General features: G+C 71.4%; 16 protein-coding genes. 10 read left to right on the top strand and 6 right to left on the bottom strand.

What is annotated here, in order from left to right:
* Positions 1 to 63 precede the first annotated feature (63 nt).
* The 5 genes from AB0D18_RS00690 to AB0D18_RS00670 are packed head-to-tail and all read left to right on the top strand — an operon-like array spanning position 64 to position 4,900.
* Entirely contained in the window at positions 64 to 918 is an 855-nt protein-coding gene (locus AB0D18_RS00690; protein ID WP_362410505.1) for a fumarylacetoacetate hydrolase family protein, read from the top strand.
* Positions 919 to 931: 13 nt separating this feature from the next.
* A complete protein-coding gene (locus AB0D18_RS00685) occupies positions 932 to 2,287 on the top strand; it encodes an enolase C-terminal domain-like protein (RefSeq protein ID WP_362410502.1) in 1,356 nt (451 codons plus the stop codon).
* A complete protein-coding gene (locus tag AB0D18_RS00680) occupies positions 2,284 to 3,042 on the top strand; it encodes an SDR family oxidoreductase (protein ID WP_362410499.1) in 759 nt (252 codons plus the stop codon). Before AB0D18_RS00685 ends, AB0D18_RS00680 begins: the two co-directional genes overlap by 4 nt.
* The gene (locus AB0D18_RS00675) at positions 3,039 to 4,025 is read left to right on the top strand and encodes an aldo/keto reductase (RefSeq protein WP_362410496.1); all 987 of its coding nucleotides are present in this window, start codon (positions 3,039 to 3,041) and stop codon (positions 4,023 to 4,025) included. The genes AB0D18_RS00680 and AB0D18_RS00675 overlap by 4 nt, the downstream gene beginning before the upstream one ends.
* A complete protein-coding gene (locus AB0D18_RS00670; protein WP_362410493.1) occupies positions 4,022 to 4,900 on the top strand; it encodes an amidohydrolase family protein in 879 nt (292 codons plus the stop codon). The genes AB0D18_RS00675 and AB0D18_RS00670 overlap by 4 nt, the downstream gene beginning before the upstream one ends.
* 154 nt (positions 4,901 to 5,054) lie before the next feature.
* On the opposite strand, the gene AB0D18_RS00665 is transcribed toward AB0D18_RS00670, so the two are convergent.
* From AB0D18_RS00665 to AB0D18_RS00655, 3 genes are all read right to left on the bottom strand, one after another.
* Positions 5,055 to 6,665, bottom strand: coding sequence for a GAF domain-containing protein (locus tag AB0D18_RS00665; RefSeq protein ID WP_362410490.1), 1,611 nt, complete (start codon positions 6,663 to 6,665; stop codon positions 5,055 to 5,057).
* 83 nt (positions 6,666 to 6,748) lie between these two features.
* The gene (locus AB0D18_RS00660; protein WP_362410487.1) at positions 6,749 to 7,786 is read right to left on the bottom strand and encodes a rod shape-determining protein; all 1,038 of its coding nucleotides are present in this window, start codon (positions 7,784 to 7,786) and stop codon (positions 6,749 to 6,751) included.
* 179 nt (positions 7,787 to 7,965) lie between these two features.
* The gene (locus tag AB0D18_RS00655) at positions 7,966 to 8,547 is read right to left on the bottom strand and encodes a hypothetical protein (protein ID WP_362410484.1); all 582 of its coding nucleotides are present in this window, start codon (positions 8,545 to 8,547) and stop codon (positions 7,966 to 7,968) included.
* A gap of 93 nt (positions 8,548 to 8,640) precedes the next feature.
* Between AB0D18_RS00655 and AB0D18_RS00650 the strand changes: the two genes are divergently transcribed.
* A complete protein-coding gene (locus tag AB0D18_RS00650) occupies positions 8,641 to 9,663 on the top strand; it encodes an NADP-dependent oxidoreductase (protein ID WP_362410482.1) in 1,023 nt (340 codons plus the stop codon).
* A gap of 149 nt (positions 9,664 to 9,812) precedes the next feature.
* Positions 9,813 to 10,241 carry an organic hydroperoxide resistance protein gene (locus AB0D18_RS00645; RefSeq protein ID WP_362410479.1) on the top strand — a complete coding sequence of 143 codons (429 nt, stop codon included), beginning with the start codon at positions 9,813 to 9,815 and terminating at the stop codon, positions 10,239 to 10,241.
* A gap of 71 nt (positions 10,242 to 10,312) precedes the next feature.
* On the opposite strand, the gene AB0D18_RS00640 is transcribed toward AB0D18_RS00645, so the two are convergent.
* Together AB0D18_RS00640 and AB0D18_RS00635 are read right to left on the bottom strand one after the other, a co-directional pair.
* Positions 10,313 to 11,470, bottom strand: a complete 1,158-nt coding sequence (locus AB0D18_RS00640) for a serine hydrolase domain-containing protein (RefSeq protein ID WP_362410476.1) — start codon at positions 11,468 to 11,470, stop codon at positions 10,313 to 10,315.
* 139 nt (positions 11,471 to 11,609) lie between these two features.
* Positions 11,610 to 14,210, bottom strand: a complete 2,601-nt coding sequence (locus tag AB0D18_RS00635; RefSeq protein WP_362410473.1) for a M14 family zinc carboxypeptidase — start codon at positions 14,208 to 14,210, stop codon at positions 11,610 to 11,612.
* A gap of 484 nt (positions 14,211 to 14,694) precedes the next feature.
* Between AB0D18_RS00635 and AB0D18_RS00630 the strand changes: the two genes are divergently transcribed.
* Together AB0D18_RS00630 and AB0D18_RS00625 are read left to right on the top strand one after the other, a co-directional pair.
* Positions 14,695 to 15,075, top strand: coding sequence for a DUF6301 family protein (locus tag AB0D18_RS00630; protein WP_362410470.1), 381 nt, complete (start codon positions 14,695 to 14,697; stop codon positions 15,073 to 15,075).
* Positions 15,072 to 15,506, top strand: a complete 435-nt coding sequence (locus tag AB0D18_RS00625) for a hypothetical protein (RefSeq protein ID WP_362410467.1) — start codon at positions 15,072 to 15,074, stop codon at positions 15,504 to 15,506. The genes AB0D18_RS00630 and AB0D18_RS00625 overlap by 4 nt, the downstream gene beginning before the upstream one ends.
* Before the next feature lie 70 nt (positions 15,507 to 15,576).
* Here AB0D18_RS00625 and AB0D18_RS00620 read toward each other — a convergent pair whose 3' ends face one another.
* Positions 15,577 to 16,002 carry an SsgA family sporulation/cell division regulator gene (locus AB0D18_RS00620; RefSeq protein WP_362410465.1) on the bottom strand — a complete coding sequence of 142 codons (426 nt, stop codon included), beginning with the start codon at positions 16,000 to 16,002 and terminating at the stop codon, positions 15,577 to 15,579.
* Between the two features lie 179 nt (positions 16,003 to 16,181).
* On the opposite strand from AB0D18_RS00620, the gene AB0D18_RS00615 reads away from it, so the two are divergent.
* The gene (locus AB0D18_RS00615; RefSeq protein WP_362410462.1) at positions 16,182 to 18,017 is read left to right on the top strand and encodes a sigma factor; all 1,836 of its coding nucleotides are present in this window, start codon (positions 16,182 to 16,184) and stop codon (positions 18,015 to 18,017) included.
* The last annotated feature ends 19 nt before the right edge of the window (positions 18,018 to 18,036 follow it).

Below are 18,036 nucleotides of genomic sequence, written 5' to 3'. Positions count from 1 at the left end.
CGGAGCCGCACATTCGAAACAGCCCCGCGCCCCTCACGGGGCCGTTCTAGGAGTTCAACTCTCGTGAAATTGCAGCGGCTTGGTGAGTGCGGGAGTGAGATTCCTGCTCTTCTCGCGGACGACGGGCAGGTGTACGACCTTTCCGGTCTTGCCTCCGACATCGACGGGACCTTCCTCGCGGGGGGTGGCATGGAGCGGGTTCGTGCCGCCCATGCGGCCGGTGAGCTGGATGTTCTTGAAGGGGCGGGGGCTCTTCGGGTCGGTGCTCCCGTCGCGCGGCCCGGCAAGATTGTCTGTATCGGGCTCAATTACCGTGACCACGCGGAGGAGACGGGTGCGGCCATTCCGCCCCGGCCCGTGGTTTTCATGAAGGACCCCGGCACCGTCGTCGGTCCGTACGACGAGGTCCTGATCCCGCGCAATTCGGTCCGTACCGACTGGGAGGTGGAGCTGGGTGTCGTCATCGGCAGCCGGGCCCGCTACCTGGAGGGGCGCGAGGAAGCCCTCGCCTGCGTCGCCGGGTACGCGGTCAGCCACGACGTGTCGGAGCGCGAGTTCCAGCTGGACTTCTCCCCGCAGTGGGACCTCGGCAAGTCCTGCGAGACCTTCAACCCGCTCGGCCCCTGGCTCGTCACCGCCGACGAGGTCGCCGACCCGCAGGACCTGCGGCTGCGCCTGGAGGTCAACGGCGTTCAGCGGCAGGACGGCAACAGCAAGGACATGATCTTCCAAGTCGCCGACGTCATCGCGTACTTGAGTCAGTACATGGTGCTCGAACCGGGCGACGTCATCAACACGGGAACCCCGGCCGGAGTCGCCCTGGGCCTCCCCGGAAACCCCTACCTGCGCGCCGGAGACGCCGTGGAGCTGTCCATCGACGGCCTCGGCACCCAGCGCCAGACCTTCGCACAGGCGTGAGAGGCCCCGTTACGTGACCCGAACCAGTGCACGTATCACGGCAGTTGATACGTACGACATCCGCTTCCCCACTTCGCGCGAGCTCGACGGCTCCGATGCGATGAACCCCGATCCCGACTACTCGGCCGCGTACCTCATCCTGCGCACCGACGCCGAGGACGGCATCGAGGGGCACGGCTTCACCTTCACCATCGGGCGTGGCAACGATGTCCAGGTCGCCGCGATCGAGGCCCTGAAGCCGCACCTGATAGGCCTCTCGGTGGAGGAACTCTGTGCCGATCCCGGCACGTTGGGGCGCGCGCTGACCGGGGACAGTCAGCTGCGCTGGCTCGGTCCCGAGAAGGGCGTGATGCACATGGCGATCGGGGCGGCCGTCAACGCCGCCTGGGACCTGGCCGCCAAGCGGGCCGGCAAGCCGCTGTGGAAGCTCCTCGCCGACGCGGAACCCGAGTGGCTCGTCCAGCAGATCGACTTCCGCTACATAGCCGACGTCCTCAGCCCCACCGACGCCCTCCAGCTGCTCCGTACGGGCAAGCACGGCGCCGCCGCACGGGAGGCGAAGCTGCGCGAGCGCGGCTACCCCGGCTACACCACCTCGCCCGGCTGGCTCGGCTACTCCGACGAGAAGCTCACCCACCTCGCCCAACAGGCGGTCGCCGACGGCTTCACGCAGATCAAGCTGAAGGTGGGCGCCGACCTGGCCGACGACGTACGGCGGATGCGGGCCGCCCGCGCCGCCGTCGGCCCGGACATCCGGATCGCCATCGACGCCAACCAGCGGTGGAACGTCGGCGAGGCCATCGAGTGGACCCGGGCGCTGGGCGCCTTCGACCCGTACTGGATCGAGGAGCCCACCAGCCCCGACGACATCCTCGGCCACGCGGCCATCCGCGAGGCGGTCGGCCCGGACGTGTTGGTCGCCACCGGTGAACACGTCCAGAACCGCATCATCTTCAAGCAGCTCCTCCAGTCCGGGGCGATCGACGTCCTGCAGATCGACGCCGCACGGGTCGGGGGCGTCAACGAGAACCTGGCGATCCTGCTCCTCGCGGCGAAGTTCGGGGTGCCGGTCTGCCCGCACGCGGGCGGGGTCGGGCTGTGCGAACTCGTCCAGCACCTGTCGATGTTCGACTACGTGGCGCTGACCGGGACCACCGAGAACCGCGTCATCGAGTACGTCGACCATCTGCACGGCCACTTCACCGAGCCGGTCGTCATGCGCGACGGCCACTACACGGCCCCGACCGCACCCGGCTTCTCGGCGACCATGCACGCCGATTCGATCGCGGAGTTCACCTACCCGGGCGGCCGGTTCTGGGCCGCCGACCTTGCCGCAGGACTGTCCGAGGCCGAGGAGGCTGTCGTATGAGTGAGCTCGCAGGACTGAAGGCGCTGGTCACAGGTGGTGCCTCCGGCATCGGCCTGGCCGCCGCGCAGCTCCTCGCCGCACGCGGTGCGCAGGTCGCCGTGCTCGACCTGGACCCGTCGGGGGCCCAGGCCCCGCTGCTCGGTTTCCAGGCCGACGTCGCCGACGACGCTTCGGTCCGGGCCGGGGTCGCGGCAGCCGTCGAGGCGCTCGGCGGCGGCCTGGACATCCTCGTCAACAACGCGGGCATCGGCGCGGCCGGCACGGTGGAGGACAACGACGACGCCCAGTGGCACCGGGTCCTCGACGTGAACGTCCTGGGCATGGTGCGGGTCTCGCGCGCCGCCCTGCCCGCGCTGCGGGAATCGGCGCACGCCGCGATCGTCAACACCTGCTCGATCGCGGCGACGGCCGGGCTTCCGCAGCGGGCCCTGTACAGCGCGAGCAAGGGCGCGGTGCTGTCGCTGACCCTCGCCATGGCCGCCGACCACGTCCGCGAGGGCGTACGGGTCAACTGTGTGAACCCGGGAACGGCCGACACCCCGTGGGTGGGACGCCTCCTGGACGCGGCCGACGACCCGGCGGCGGAGCGGGCCGCACTCAACGCCCGCCAGCCGATGGGCCGGCTGGTCTCCGCCGACGAAGTCGCCGCGGCCATCGTCTACTTGGCGAGCCCGGCCGCCGCCTCCGTCACCGGAGCCTCACTCGCCGTCGACGGCGGGATGCAGGGGCTGCGGCTGCGCCCGGAGGGGCAGTGAGTACGCGGCCGCTCGGCGGAAGTGCGGTTTCTCTCTCCCCGCTCGGCTTCGGGGCCGCCACCCTCGGGAACCTCTTCCGGGAGGTCACGGACGAGGACGCCCGCGCGGCCGTCGACGCCGCCTGGGACGCGGGGATCCGGTACTTCGACACCGCGCCGCACTACGGCCTCGGCCTCTCCGAGCGGCGGCTCGGGGCGGCGCTCGGCGGCCGGCCCCGGGACTCCTACACGCTCTCCACCAAGGTGGGGCGGCTGCTCGAACCCGTCGCGGGCGAGGGCGGCACAGGCCGCTCCGACGAGGGCTTCGCCGTCCCCGCCACGTACCGCAGGGTGTGGGACTTCAGTGCGGACGGCGTCCGGCGCTCCCTCGAAGCCAGCCTGGAACGCCTCGGCCTCGACCGCATCGACATCGCCTACCTGCACGATCCCGACGAGTGCGGCGACGGCGGCGAACAGGCGCTGCGCGAGGCGTACCCGGCACTGGAACGGCTGCGCGCCGAGGGCGTGATCGGCGCGATCGGCGCCGGAATGAACCAAGTGGCGCCCCTGGTCCGGTACGTGAGGGAGACCGACGCGGACGTGCTGCTGTGCGCGGGACGGTACTCGCTGCTCGACCAGCGGGCCGCCGCCGAACTGCTCCCCGAGGCGGTGAAGCGCGGCCGGAGCGTCGTCGTCGGCGGAGTCTTCAACTCCGGCCTGCTCGCCGACCCGCAGCCCGGTGCCACGTACGACTACAAGGCCGCCCCGGTGGACCTGCTGGGCCGCGCCCTGCGCATCAAGGCGGTCGCCGAACGCCACGGGGTCCCGCTCCGGGCGGCAGCCCTCGCCTACCCCGCGCTGCACCCGGCGGTGGCGAGCGTGCTCGTCGGCCTGCGGTCGGCGGCGGAGGCGGTGGACGCGGCGGCGATGGCGGCCGTGGACGTACCGGAGGAACTGTGGGACGAGCTGAGGGCCGAGGGCCTGCTGGGGGAGGAGTCTCAGTGACGGCGGCGTCCGCTGTGCCGCCTCGGGTGGTGGACGCGCACCACCACGTCTGGGACCTGTCCGTCCGCGACCAGGACTGGATCACCGGGCCCGAACTCGCCCCGATCCGCCGGGACTTCCTCGTCTGTGACCTCGCGGCGGAGGCGCAAGCCGCGGGCGTGTCCGCGACGGTACTCGTGCAGACGGTCACGGTCGCGGAGGAGACGCCGGAGTTCCTGGCGCTCGCCGGGGCGCACGAGCTGATCGCGGGGGTGGTCGGCTGGACCGACCTCACCGCCCCGGACGTCACCGACACGCTCGCCGCGCTGCGGGCCCTGCCCGGGGGCGAGTTCCTGGTGGGCATCCGCCACCAGGTCCAGGCGGAACCGGACCCGGGGTGGCTGCTGCGGCCGGACGTGCAGCGGGGACTCGCGGCGGTCGCGGACGCCGGGCTCGCCTACGACCTGCTGATCACCCCCGGCCAGCTGCCGGCCGCGATGACGGCGGCACGGGCACTTCCCGGCCTCCGCTTCGTCCTGGACCACCTGGGCAAACCGTCCATCGCACGCGGCGAGTTGGCCCCGTGGGAGGGGTTCGTACGGGAGCTGGCGACGCTCCCGAACGTGGCGTGCAAGCTGTCCGGGATGGTGGTGGAGGCGGACTGGCAGCGATGGACGGTGTCCGATCTGCGGCCGTACGCGGAGGTGGTACTGGAGGCTTTTGGGGCGTCGCGGGTGATGTACGGGTCGGACTGGCCGGTGTGCCGACTGGCGTCGTCTTATGCGGAAGTGCTTGGTGTGGCGGGGGAGTTGACGTCGGGGCTGTCTCCGGCGGAGCGGGCGGAGGTGTTCGCGGGGGCGGCGGAGAGGGTGTACGGGCTGCGGCGTCCGGAGTGAGGGAGTGAGGGAGTGAGGGAGTGCGGGCGGGTGGGCATCACGGCCGGCGCCGGTGGGGGCCGGCGTTCCGGGCTGCGCCCGGTGCACGGCTGCGCCCGGTGCACGGCTGCGCCGCGCGTCCTCAAACGCCGGACGGGCTGAGATTCTCAGCCCCCTACAACGGCGCCTGCCACACCACCGAAGTCCCCTTCCCCTTACCCCCGTTGGCCCCATCGTCCGACACCGTCAGCCGCACCCCCTCCCGTCCGTCCGGCAGGACCGCCCCCACGCCCACCTCCACCCGTACCCGCACCGCCGTGACCCCCTCCCTCCGGTGTGCCGCCGCCAGTGCCCCGCGCAGGGCGGCGATCAGTTGTTTGTCCACCGGTGCGTGGACCAGTGCGTCCACCGGGCCCTCGAAGTGCACCGACGGGGCGAAGCCCAGCAGTGCGCCCGCCCCCGCCGTCTCCCGGAGCACCTTTCCCCGTACCGTCGTCGGGGCGTCCGCAGGCGGCTGCTGGAGCGCGAAGATGGCGGTCCTTACCTCCTGGATGGTGGAGTCCAGCTCGTCGACGGCCCGCCCGAGCAGTTCGTCCATCGCGCCCGGCTGCCCACCGCCCGAGGCGCCCGCGCCCGAGCCCGCACCTGCCGCCCTCCGCCGCGTCGACTCCAGCATCATCTCCGTCGCGAACAGCCTCTGCACCACCAGATCGTGCAGGTCCCGTGCGATCCGGTCGCGGTCCTCGAAGACCGCCAGCCGCTCCCTGGCGTCCCGGCCGCCCGCCAGCACCATCGCCAGCGCCGCCTGCGACGCGAACTGCGAGGCCAGCAGCCGTTCCACCCCCGTGTACGGCACGTCGCCCCGCCGCCTGGGCAGCGCGAGCGTGCCGATGAGTTTGCCGCCGCTCTGCAGCGGCAGCAGCATGCTCGGTCCGAAGAGGGTGCGTACGGGTGTGGTCATCCGGGGATCGGACGCGGAATCGTCCACGAACACCGGTTCCCCGCCCAGGAGTTGTTCCAGTACCGGACTGCCCGCCTCGATCTCCGTACCGAGGAGGTCCGCCGCGTCCTCGCCGGGCCCGGTCGCCGCCGCGACGATCTCCATACCGCCCGCCTCGGTCGGCTGCAGGACGATCCCGGCGCGTGCCTTCGCCAGGAGGCGGGCCTCGGCGGCGACCACCATCAGCGCGTCCGACGCCGTCTCGCCGTGCAGCAGGGCCGTGGTGACGGCGGCGGCTCCCTGGATCCACTCCTCGCGCAGCCGCGCAGTCTCGTACATCCGCGCGTTGCCGATCGCGATGCCGGCCTGCGCGGCGAGCACCCGCAGCAGCGACAGGTCCTCCGGGGTGAACGGCGTGCCGTCCGCCTTGTCCGTGAGGTAGAGGTTTCCAAAGACCTTCCGGTCCACCCGTACGGGTACGCCGACGAAGGACTTCATCTCCGGGTGTCCCGGCGGGAAGCCCGCCGACCGCACATCGGCCGCGATCTCCGGCACGAGGAGCGGGCGCCGGTCCTGCACCAGGATGCCGAGCAGTCCCGTGTGCCCGTCCGGGAGCCGGCCGATGAACTCCCTGGCCGCCTCGTCGAGGCCCGCCGTGTACAGCTCGGTGACCTTGGTGCCGTCGTCGTCGACGACACCGAGCGCCCCGTACCGCGCCCCGGTCAGCCCTACCGCCGAGGCCACGAGGTGCTGGAGGGTGCCGCGCAGCTCCAGGTCCGCGCCGACGGCGAGGACCGCGTCGAGCAGCAGGGGAAGGCCGGGGGCGGTGCGTTCCTCGTCGTGCATCGGGCTCCGGTTCCTTCTGCCGATTGCGGTACGTCACAGGGGCCCGGTCTCTGCCGATTGCGGTACGTCGCACGGGCCCGGCCTCAGCCCGACATCGGCTCCAGGGCCAGCGGCTGGATCTGCCCCTCCAGCATGGCCCCGAGGCCCAGCACCGCGCACACGTCGGGCCGCTCCGCGATCTGTACCGGCATGCCGGTCGCGTCCCGCAGCATCTGGTCAAGTCCTGGCAGCAGTGCGCTGCCGCCCACCATCATGATCCCGCTCTCCGCGAGGTCGGCGACCAGGTCGGGCGGGCAGGTCCGCAGGATCTTGCCGATGCCGTCGAGGACGGCGGTCAGCGGGGTGTGGATGGCGCGCTGCACGGCGGCGGTGTCCACGTGCACCGAGCGGGCCAGTCCTGTCGCCACGTCCCGGCCGTGGATCTCGGTGGACAGCGGGCCGCCCGCCGCGATCCCGTTGTTGCTCAGCGCCAGCTGGAGCGGGCGTACCGACTGCGAGGGCAGCATCAGCTCGTGCGCGTGCCGCAGGTGCTGCACGACGGCGTGGTCGATGGCGTTGCCGCCGACCGGGATCCGCTCGGCCGCCACGATCGAGCCGAGGGAGAGGACCGCGATCTGCGTGGTGGCCGCCCCGCACACCATGATCATGGAGGCGCACGGCTGCTCCACCGGCAGCCCGCAGCCGACCGCCGCCGCGATGAGGGTGTCCACCAGCTCCACCCGGCGCGCCCCGATCCCCACCATCGTCTCGATGGCCGCGCGCTGCGCGAGCGGGTCCGCGTCGTGCGGGGTGCAGGAGGCGGCCCGCAGGCCGGGCCTGCGGCGGAGCTGGCGGCGGAGTTTGTCACCGAGCAGGTGGCGGAGCATGCGCTGGGCCATCTCGATGTCGATGACGGTGCCGCCGGAGACGGGGCGGGCGACCCGGATGTAGTCGGGTGTGCGCCCGGTCATCTGCTCGGCGAACGCGCCGACCGCGATGAGCGCCCCGGTCCTGGTGTTCACGGCGGCGCAGCTCGGCTCGTCGACCACGAGGCCGAGGCCCTTCACGAACACCCGGGTCCTGGCGGCACCCAGATCGACGGCGACATGGCAACGGCGCAACTGCTCAAGGCTGACGGTCATAGTCGCATCGTGCGGTCCGCCCGCCCCGGGCGCGCGCTGGGTGAGCCGCCCGGGGGAAGGAGCTGACACAGCGCCAGAACGTCAGTTTCCGTTACGGGAAGGGACCCTGACCGTCCGCCGGGGTGACGAGAACGCGGCCCGTCCGCCGGGGTGACGAGAACGCGGCCCGTCCGCCGGGGTTACGGCAACGGACCCTGACCGTCCGCCGGTGCGAGCCCCTGGAACAGCCCCCAGGTGAACTCCGCCACCCGCCCGGCCCCGCCCGGCAGCGTCACCGCCAGCCGCGCCCGCGTCGGCGCCGCCCCGTCCAGCATCCGTACGGGCCCGAAGGCCCGCGCCACCTCGTCCACCGTCGCCGACCACGGCACCAGGTCGTCCGCCGTCCGCAGTGCGGGCCCCGGCTCGCCCGGCGCCCGCACCAGCCACTCGTTCCAGGTGATCTTGTCGGGGCCGGTCAGCACCTCAAGCCGCAGCGTCGGCCACAGGGGCACCGGCCACAGCAGTGCCTCGCACTCCAGGTCGCCGACCTTGCGCCGTACGACCGCCTCCGGCGGGCCCAGCACCGACCGGTAGCGCTGCACGGCGTCGCGGGCCCTGGGCGAGCGCACCATGGCCTGCCAGCGCCGGTTGACCTCGCGCATTTCGGTCAGGCTCACCCCCATGGAGATCCGGGCGTCCTCCACCAGTCCCGGCTGGTGATCGGCCATCCGCCGCAGCAGCACCAGCTGGAAATCCGCAGGTCCGAGGAGATTTCCCGCCATGACACACCCCCACTTACTTGACAATCTCAAACATTGAGGAGCAAGGTTCATTCAGATCATAAAGTTGTTTTCTCGCTGTGGAGGCGTTCCCTCATGACCACTCTCCCCACCTCCGGCCGCGCCTGGCACCTCGTACGCCGCCCGAACGGCTGGCCGGTGCCGGAGGACTTCGCGCTGGTCGAGTCGCCGGTGACCGAGCCGGGCGCGGGCCGCATCCTGGTCCGCAACCTCCACCTGTCGGTCGACCCTTACATGCGCGGCCGCATGAACGACGTGAAGTCGTACATCCCGGCCTTCGAGCTGGACAAGCCGATGACCGGCGGCGCGGTCGGCGAGGTCATCGCCTCGAACGACGAGCGCTTCGCCGTCGGCGACCACGTCCTGCACGACCTGGGCTGGCGCGAGTACGCGGACCTGAAGGCCGACCACGCCACCAGGGTCTCCGCCGAGCTGGCCCCGCTCTCCACGTACCTCGGCGTCCTCGGCATGCCGGGTCTGACCGCGTACGCCGGTCTCTTCGAGGTGGCCTCCTTCAAGGAGGGCGACACCGTCTTCGTGTCCGGCGCGGCCGGTGCGGTCGGCAGCCAGGTCGGCCAGATGGCGAAGCTGCGCGGCGCCAAGCGCGTGATCGGCTCCGCGGGCAACGCCGACAAGATCAAGCTCCTCACCGAGGAGTACGGCTTCGACGCCGCGTTCAACTACAAGGACGAGGCGCCCGTCGCGCAGCAGCTGCGCGAAGCGGCCCCCGAGGGCATCGACGTCTACTTCGACAACGTCGGCGGCGAGCACCTGGAGGCGGCGATCTCGTCCCTCAACGTGCACGGCCGTGCCACCCTCTGCGGCGCCATCTCCGGCTACAACGAGACCGAGCCGGTCCCCGGCCCGCGCAACATGATGGCGATCATCGGCAAGCGGCTGCGTCTGACGGGCATCCTGGTCGGCGACCACGCCGCGCTCCAGCCGCAGTTCGTCGAAGAGGTCTCCGGCTGGATCCGCTCCGGCGAGCTCAAGTACAACGAGACCGTCGTCGAGGGCATCGAGCGCAACGTGGACGCGTTCCTGGGCATGCTGCGCGGCGAGAACACCGGAAAGATGATCGTCAGCCTCGGAAAGTAGCCGCAAGCGGCTCGAAGTGGCCGGAAGTGGCCGTAAATAGCCTGAAGTAGCCGGAAAGTAGCCCGTTCTGCTCAGCAAGTAAGCTCTCCCCACACCGTCACGGCGCGTGGGCGCGAGCCGTGGCGAACCAAGCAGGAGGATCTACTCGTATGTCCATCCAGAACATCGACGTCAAGTACACCGCCGTCGCCACCGCCGAGAACGGCCGTGACGGCCGCGTCGCCACCGACGACGGCAAGCTGGACGTAGTGGTCAACCCGCCGAAGGAGATGGGCGGCAGCGGTGCCGGCACCAACCCGGAGCAGCTCTTCGCCGCCGGTTACAGCGCCTGCTTCCAGGGTGCGCTCGGCGTCGTCGCCCGCAAGGAGAAGGCCGACATCACCGGCTCCACGGTGACCGCGAAGGTCGGCATAGGCTCCACCGAGGCCGGCGGCTTCGGCCTGGAGGTCGCCATCTCCGCGACCATTCCGAACGTGGACGAGGCCACCGCCAAGTCCCTGGTCGAGAAGGCCCACCAGGTCTGCCCGTACTCCAGCGCCACGCGCGGCAACATCAAGGTCGAGCTCTCCGTCGCCTGATGTCCTAGCGGTACGTACGAAGGGGGCCGCATCCGGCACGTTCCGGGTGCGGCCCCCTTCCGCGTGCGTCGTTACGCCGTCGCCGCCCGCACCAGCGCCCGCACCAGGTGTACGTTCTCGGGCGCGGCCCCGCCCGGGTAGGCGAACCGGCGCCGGTTGTAGCCGTACGCGATCCGCTGGCGCGGGTCGGCGAACGCCTGGGAGCCGGCCGCCCCGCTGTGCCCGATGGTCCCGTGCCCCAGCACCGGGTACTTCTCGGCGGACATGGCCCCGAAGCCCACCGCGAACACCGACCGGTTGCCGCCCACCAGGTCGATGCCGTCGGAGCGGATCTGCCCGAAGTCGGCGAGGGTCTCCGGGGTCAGCAGGGCACCCTGCTCCAGGCCGTCGCCGAGGATCGCGCGGTACATCCCGGCGAGCCCGCGCGCCGAGGCGACGCCGCCGAAGGACAACTGGCCATGGGCGCGCAGGGAGTACGAGTTCCCCGCCTCGACGATGTCGGTGGGCTTCTCGGCGTTGAGGTTGAAGGCGATGCCGCCCAGGGAGTGCGCGCTGCCCGGGTTGGCGGCGATCTCCGCCTGCTGGGCGGCGGTCGGGACCATCGGCAGGGTGTCGAGGACGCGCGGAATCTCCGAGTCCGGCAGTCCGACGAAGAAGTCCAGACCGTACGGGGCGCGGACGCGCTCCTCGTAGATCTCCTGGATCGTGCGCCCGGTGGTGCGCCGCACGACCTCACCGGCGAGCGCGCCGATGACGTACGCGTGGTAGCCGACGTTCGTCCCGGGTGTCCAGTACGGCCGCTGCCCGGCGAGGCGCTCCGCTATCGCCAGGTCGTCGGCGAGTTCCTCGGCGGTGAACCCGGCGTCCGCGCCGACCAGCCCCGCCCGGTGCGCGAGCAGCTCGCGCAGCGTCAGCCGGTCCTTGCCGTGCGCCCCGAACTCGGGCCAGTACGAAGCGACTTCACGGTCCAGGTCGAGTATCCCGTCCTGCACCAGCAGCGCCACCACCAGATAGGCGGCGCCCTTCGTCGACGAGTAGACCGGGGTCAGCGAGTCCGCCTCGATCTGCGGGCCGCCCCACAGGTCCACGACCAGCTCGCCGCGCACGTACGCGGCGAGCTGGGCGGAGTGGTCCGGCCCCTCGTCGGGGTTGTTGAGGGCGGCCGCGAACTCCTCGCGCACGTCCTCGTAGCCTGCGGCGACGGTCCCCTTGACTTCGATCCCGCTCATGCGGATCAACTCCCCGATGGTGGTGCTTGGTGCCTGTGCGCGCCTCTACGCGCCTGCACTTGCTTGCACTTGCTTGTACTTGCTTGCACGGGGATCAAGCGTCCGTCGCCGCGGGCTATTCCGAACCCGGCGGACTATTTCATCCGGCCGTTACGTACAGAGCGCGCGCGACCTGCGCGAACTCGCCCTTCGGGTGTGCCCGGAACAGCGGCTGCGTACCGAACAGCACGACGTCCGCACCCTGCGCCGAGGTCCCGCTGACGACGGAGGCCCGGCCCGCCGCGTCCTTCGGTCCGCCCTTGCCGTCCTCGCCCGCACGCCAGTGCCCGGACACGAGCGGACTGCCTTCGCCCGCCTTCGCGTACGACTGGTCGGCCCTGACTCCCTTTCCGAGGTCCGTGAACCACGTGGGGGAGAAGACGAAGGTGTGCGCGGGCGCCCCGGCGGTGACCGGGCTGCCCGACGAGTTGTCCACCTTCACGACGCCGTTCGCGTCGCCGTTGCCCTGGACGGCCTTGGCTGCGATGAGCCCCGCGTCCGCGTTGAGCTTGGCGCCGTCGCCGCCGAGCCCGACCAGCCCGTGCTCCTTGAGGAAGCCGTCGAGCCCCGCCTTCGCGGCCGGCTTGAGCTTTCCGTACTCCAAGTCGGCCGACACGTACAGCGTGTCCGCCTTCTTCCAGTCGAAGCCGGCGTTGAGCACGTCCGTCGACACGGGCGTCACGTCGAAGCCCATCTCGCGCAGCGCGAACAGCTCACCGGGGGAGACGGCGGCGGCCACCCGGGTGCGTCCGATCGGCGCGATGCCCTTCGTCCGGGTCGCATGGAACGCGACCCCGTACCGGTCCGCCAGCCGTACGGCCTTCCCGCGCGCCCCACCGGGGACGATCGCCGTCCCGTCGGCGGCCCGCCGCACCTTCACGCCGTCCGCGAGGAGGGAGTTGAGGGCGGTGATCTCCTTCGGGTCGTCGAGCCGCAGCTGCAGATCGCCCCACGGCGCGACGTACCCGGTCGCCGAAGCGGCGTGCACCGTACGGCCCGGAACGTCGACCTTTCCCGTCTTCACCTTGTCGACGGTCGCACCCCACAGCAGCCCGAGGCTCCACCCGGAGATGTCGTACATCGCGGAGACGTCCGCGCTGATGTCCCGCCCCTCCGCCAGGATCACGTTTGCGACGCCGCGCTTCGACTGCTTCATATCGACGACGTACGACCCGGCCGGATAGCTCTTCCCGCCGAGCCGGAAACCGCGCAGCGCCCGCTCCACCTTCACGTCATTGGCGACGAGATGGTCCACGAGCCGCGCGGCGGCAACGGCGGACCGCTGGCCGCTGCCACCCGCCGGAATCACATACGCACTGGGGAACTCGGTCGTGTAGACGTCCTCGGGCCCGATGCCCGGCACACCCGGCACGGTCTCCTCGGAGACCGGCACCTGCTTGGCCCCGGCGGCGCCGCGCCGGAACGTCTCGATCTGATCGGCGATGACGGAAGTGCGGTGTGTGGACGTGTAGTTGAGGGCCGCCTTGATGGCGGCACCCGCGACATCCGTGTTGATCGCCGACCGGCGGCGCAGTTCCGCCACCGGCTGTGAGTCGTATTCCTCGTTGTTGACCTGCAACGGGATCTCGATGGTGTGCGTGGCGACCGCGCCCTGGAAGGGCATGTACTGCGGGGTGAAGATGGGCGGCCAGTCGTCCCAGCCCTCCTTCTGGTCGCGGAAGGGAATGATCGCGGGCTCCACACCGTCCTTGGCCGGGGTGTACCCGAGCCCGTTGACGGCGGCCTCCATCCCCAGCGCATTCGCGTACGAATTCTTCAGAAACAGGTCGTACTCGTAATTCTCGCCGTGCGGCGGTGTGGTGGGCTCGATCAGCGTCCCGTTCACATACCCGTGCATGTCGAGCATCACGGCAGGCTGCTTGTCGATGGCGATCTGCCGGATCGCACGGGCCTCGGGCTGCGTGGCCGTGATGAAGTCCCGGTTGATGTCGAACCCGTTGGCGTTCGGCCGGGTCCCCGCTATTCGCCCATCGGGATTCGCCGTCACATTGATGTAGATCCGGTTCTGCGCCAGCAACTTGTCGGTCCGGGCGTCATTCGCCTTCGCCAGCTGCTCTATCAACTTCAGGGACGCGTCCGTCCCTTCCCACTCATTGCCGTGAATGTTGTTGTTGATGAAGACCGGCGTCTTGTACGTGTTCTTGATGCGCGGGTCCTTGGCCGCCGCGGCGGGCTCGTTCTCGATCCGCTCCCGCATCCGCTCCTGCTCACGCGACTGCTTCGCGCTCTCGGGCGCGGTCAGGGTGACCAGATACAGATCATGCCCACCGGCCGACTTCCCCGCGACCTCCACACTCACCCGATCCCCCAGCTTCTGCAGGGAGTTGAGCTTCGGGGCGATGGAGTGGTACGGGGTGAGCCCGAGCTTGATCGACTTGTCGGCGGGGTTGGGCGCGGGCACGGTGAGCGTGGTCCGGCGGGGGTATCCGGCATCCCCGTGCTGAAGCGGGGGCGCCGCGCTGTCGAGGGCACGGGCGGCGGAAGCGGCGGGGGCCTTGGCGGCTGCCCCGTCCTTCAACTCCTTGGCGGCCGAGCCGCCTTCACGGTGCTGCGGCCCGTCCCCCTTGCCCCCGGGTCCGGGCCGGGCGGCGGCCGGAGCCGGAGCGAGCAGAGCGGCACCGGCGAGTGCGGCGATGCCGACGAGAAGAGGTCTGGGTATGCGGTGTCGGGTGGGACCCATGCGAGGACGTACCTCCGGGGGGAGTGGGGCGGAAGATCGGTACGCAGGGGTCTACCGGGTCAACTCCGGTCGCACAAGGGGGTTGTTGGCGGCCCTCTCCGCGACCCTCGCTCGGCGGGCCGCTCCCCGGGGGCGTCTCCTCCCCGCGTACGACGGTGACTTCGGCCGCCAAAGGGCCGCGCGTACCTCTCTCGCCGCCGGTAAGGCCGCGCCCGCGCAGGCCCCCCAACCACCCACAGCGGTGGCGTGTCAGGATCGGTGGCGAGATCAACGGTCTGCGGGGTTGGCCCGCGTGGAGGGTGAGGGGGACGGGGGCGGGTCCGTGAGGGTGCCGCTTCCCTGGCTGCGTATGACGAATTGGCGTGCGTTGAGCGATGGTGAGGTGGTTGAACTCGCCAGCAGGTTGCGGTCGTTGGAGTGCACCTGGGAGTTGGGTGCCACTGCGAGTTCGAGGCGGTCGTCGGCCTTCACTCGGCGGGCGTTGATGATCTGGCCGCGATGGGACGTGCTCGACACCGGGTTGGAGCGGAACAGCCGTGAGGTGGCACGCCTCGCGCGTGCGCAGGAAGAGAAGATGGTCGAGCGCATCCAGCTGCGCCTGACCGACTACGACCACACGGGGCAGTGGGACCGGACCCTCGACGCGTTCGCCAGGATGGCCGCCGCGCTCTGCGAAGCCCTGGGCGAGCCGACGGATCGCAGGCCCGGCGCCCCCGCCGAGATCCACTGGGCCGGTGCCGACACCACCCTGCTCCTTGAGCACACCGGCAGCTCGGTGTACCTGGAGCTGGTGACCAACAAGCGGATGTCCCTCGACGAGGAACTCCGGCAGCTGGAAGAGAGCGAAGAGGAGGGGCGGCTGTGACGGGATGGGACGGCTTCGGCGAGGGGCTCGCCGAGCAACTGACCACGCTGGCCTCCGGATCGGTGCTTGTCATCCGAGAGAGGGGGGCGGCGGGCAGGTTCGCACAGTTCCTGCAGACCGACGCGACAGTGGAGGCCGAACTGGTCGGCGACCACCACCTCGACCCTTCCCTGCGTGCCGGAGAGTCCGGTTGCCGACTGATCACCGAGGCGGGCTGGCAGCCGCCCGAAGACACCGTCTACGGCCACAACTGGCAGGCCGAGCTGGGCTGGCCGTCACCCTCGGGCGCCTACCGCCGGCTGGCGGCGATGACGGTGACCGGGCTGCGCGACGCGCTGCGGATCACCGGCCCTGAGGCCCTGGTCTACGAAGCCTGGGGGCGCGGAAACCGCCCCCTGACCCTGCCCCTGCTGGGCCTCCCGAGCCTCTGAGCTTCCTGGGCTCCTGCGCCTCTGAGTCTCCTGCGCCTCTGAGTCTCCTGGGGCTCCTGCGCCTCCTGGCTCAGACCCCGCCGAACAGTGCGGCGAGCCCGCGCTCCAGGCCGGGGCCCAAGTCCTCCTGCCCGGCCGGCACGATCGCGTACGAGCGCAGCAGGAAGCGGCGCAGGGCGGCCGTGTCGAACTGCACCAGGGCCAGACCGTCCGGTGAATGCAGCTCCACCACGGTCTGCGCCCTGCCGCACGGCCAGATGTGCACGTCTCCGCCGCCGGACGGGGCCCGCAGCCCGGCATCCAGCAGCTCACGGGCGAACGTCCAGACCGCGGGAGTGCCGTCGAGCGAGACTTCGGCGGCGAAGACGGCGTGCACGGCCAGGGGGTCGTTCGCGTCGTAGCGCAGGACGACCGGCACGGCCGACTCGTACTGCTCCTGCTGCTCCGAGGTGATCAGGCGGGCACGGGTCGACTGGTCGAATGCGGCGACGGTCATGATCGGCTCCACTTCTGCGCGTTTCCTGTGCCCCTACGACCTCCGGCGACCGGTTCTGATTACGGCGATTCCGCGAGCACCTGATGTGACCTGCGCCACAGGGGTCCCCAAAGCGGACATTCACTACTTAAGCTTTCGAACTCATCCAATCCCTCGCAGTGGGACAGGAGTGTTCTGCCATGCCCGACGGCCCCGCCGCCGTGTCGACCACCGCTGTGTCGGCCGCCGCCTCGTACGCGCAGATCTACGAGGAGCAGCAGCCGCAGCTCGTCGCCTACGCGCGTTCGCTGACCGGCAATCCCTGGCTCGCCGAGGACCTGGTCGCCGAGGCGCACTTCCGCGTCTGGCGGCGACTGTCCGCCGGGCACTCCATCGACAACGTCCCGGCGTACCTCACGACCACGGTGCGCAACCTCGCCTCGACGGTCGGTAGCAGCACCCGGGAATCGCCGCAGGACCCGCAGGACGCCCAGGGGCCGTGGGGTGCCGAGCGCGGCGCCGCCACGGGTGCCGACCACGATCCCGGCACCCGGATCGCCTCGGTGGACCTGCTGGCGCGCGTCCTCGGACAGTTGCCCGAGCGGTGGGTGAAGGCGCTGTGGCTGGCCGAGGCGGAGGACCAGCCGCTGGAGGCGGTGGCCAGGGGAGTGGGCACCGGGCGCGGCGCCACGGCGGTGCTGCTGCACCGGGCGCGCGAGGGGATGCGGCAGGCATTCCTGCGGGCACACCCCGGAACGCCGACGGACCCGGCCTGCGAGGCGTACTGGGAGCGCATACCCGCGCATGTACGGGGTGTGGACTCCGCGCGTCAGTCGGACAAGCTCCAGCGGCATCTCGACGACTGCGCGGACTGCCGGGACCGGCTCACCGTCCTCATGCAGGCCAATACGCGGCTGCCCGCGCTGGTGGGACCGGCGCTGCTGATATTCGTGCTGGGCGGCGCGGCCAAGTTCCTGATGCCGGCGGCCGGTGGCGCTGCCGTCGCGTCGGCGTCGGCAGCGGCGGGCGGGCACGCGTCCGGTTCTGGGCCGCTGCATGCGGTACGCCACGTGCTGACCGGCGGCTCGAAGGCTTCCGCGACCTTGGCCGGTGCGGTGGCCGTATCGGTGGCCGGCGCCGCGGTCGCGGCCGGGCTGATGCTCAGCGGTACGGACGCGCCGGTGCCGCAGCAGCGTACGGCGACGGTGGAGAGCGCGGCGCCCGCACCCAGACCCGAACCCCCGGCCACCCGGCCGGAACCGGCAACGGAACCGGAACAGGGACCGGAACCGGTGACTGAGGGTGCGCCCCCGGCCGCGCCCCCGGCCCCGGCCCCGGAACAGCGCGACGAGCGGGCACCCGCATCCGTACCGGCCCAGCAGCCCCCACCGCAGACACCGGACGAACCCGATCCGGCCGCGCCCGCACCCATACCCGAGGCACCCGCACCGGCGGAGGCGAAGGAACCGGCCCCGGTACGACCGGAGGAGCCGAGCACGGAGCCGACCCCTGCCGAGCCGACCCCGGTGGAGCCGACTCCAGTCGAGCCGACCCCGGTGGAGCCGACTCCAGTCGAGCCGACCCCGGTGGAGCCCACTCCGGTCGAGCCGACCCCGGTGGAGCCGACTCCGGTCGAGCCGACCCCGGTGGAGCCGACTCCGGTCGAGCCGACCCCGGTGGAGCCGACTCCGGTCGAGCCGACCCCCGTGGAGCCGACCCCGGTGGAGCCCACTCCGGTCGAGCCGACCCCCGTGGAGCCGACCCCGGTGGAGCCCACTCCGGTCGAGCCGACCCCGGTGGAGCCCACTCCGGTCGAGCCGACCCCCGTCGAGCCGACCCCGGTGGAGCCGACCCCGGTGGAGCCGACCCCCGTGGAGCCCACTCCGGTGGAGCCCACTCCCGTCGAGCCGACCCCCGTCGAGCCGACCCCGGTCGAGCCCACTCCCGTCGAGCCGACCCCCGTTGACCCCACGCCCCCGCCCGAACCGGTCTGCCGGCCCTGGCTCGGTCCTGTCTGGGTCTGTCGTCTGCCCTGATTCCGCTGCGGAGCCGAAC

This window comes from Streptomyces sp. NPDC048442, assembly GCF_040651475.1.
GTDB lineage: Bacteria > Actinomycetota > Actinomycetes > Streptomycetales > Streptomycetaceae > Streptomyces.
The sequence above is the reverse complement of the archived record's forward strand: the minus strand, read 5'-3'. Positions and strand labels throughout refer to the sequence as shown.

Bases quoted from the DNA above. Each gene is read 5' to 3' on its own strand.
- AB0D18_RS00630 (WP_362410470.1), top strand. From the start codon at position 14,695: ATGATCTGGCCGCGATGGGACGTGCTCGACACCGGGTTGGAGCGGAAC.
- AB0D18_RS00655 (WP_362410484.1), bottom strand. From the start codon at position 8,547: ATGGCGGGAAATCTCCTCGGACCTGCGGATTTCCAGCTGGTGCTGCTG.
- AB0D18_RS00620 (WP_362410465.1), bottom strand. From the start codon at position 16,002: ATGACCGTCGCCGCATTCGACCAGTCGACCCGTGCCCGCCTGATCACC.
- AB0D18_RS00635 (WP_362410473.1), bottom strand. From the start codon at position 14,210: ATGGGTCCCACCCGACACCGCATACCCAGACCTCTTCTCGTCGGCATC.
- AB0D18_RS00645 (WP_362410479.1), top strand. From the start codon at position 9,813: ATGTCCATCCAGAACATCGACGTCAAGTACACCGCCGTCGCCACCGCC.
- AB0D18_RS00665 (WP_362410490.1), bottom strand. From the start codon at position 6,665: ATGCACGACGAGGAACGCACCGCCCCCGGCCTTCCCCTGCTGCTCGAC.
- AB0D18_RS00660 (WP_362410487.1), bottom strand. From the start codon at position 7,786: ATGACCGTCAGCCTTGAGCAGTTGCGCCGTTGCCATGTCGCCGTCGAT.
- AB0D18_RS00650 (WP_362410482.1), top strand. From the start codon at position 8,641: ATGACCACTCTCCCCACCTCCGGCCGCGCCTGGCACCTCGTACGCCGC.
- AB0D18_RS00680 (WP_362410499.1), top strand. From the start codon at position 2,284: ATGAGTGAGCTCGCAGGACTGAAGGCGCTGGTCACAGGTGGTGCCTCC.
- AB0D18_RS00615 (WP_362410462.1), top strand. From the start codon at position 16,182: ATGCCCGACGGCCCCGCCGCCGTGTCGACCACCGCTGTGTCGGCCGCC.
- AB0D18_RS00640 (WP_362410476.1), bottom strand. From the start codon at position 11,470: ATGAGCGGGATCGAAGTCAAGGGGACCGTCGCCGCAGGCTACGAGGAC.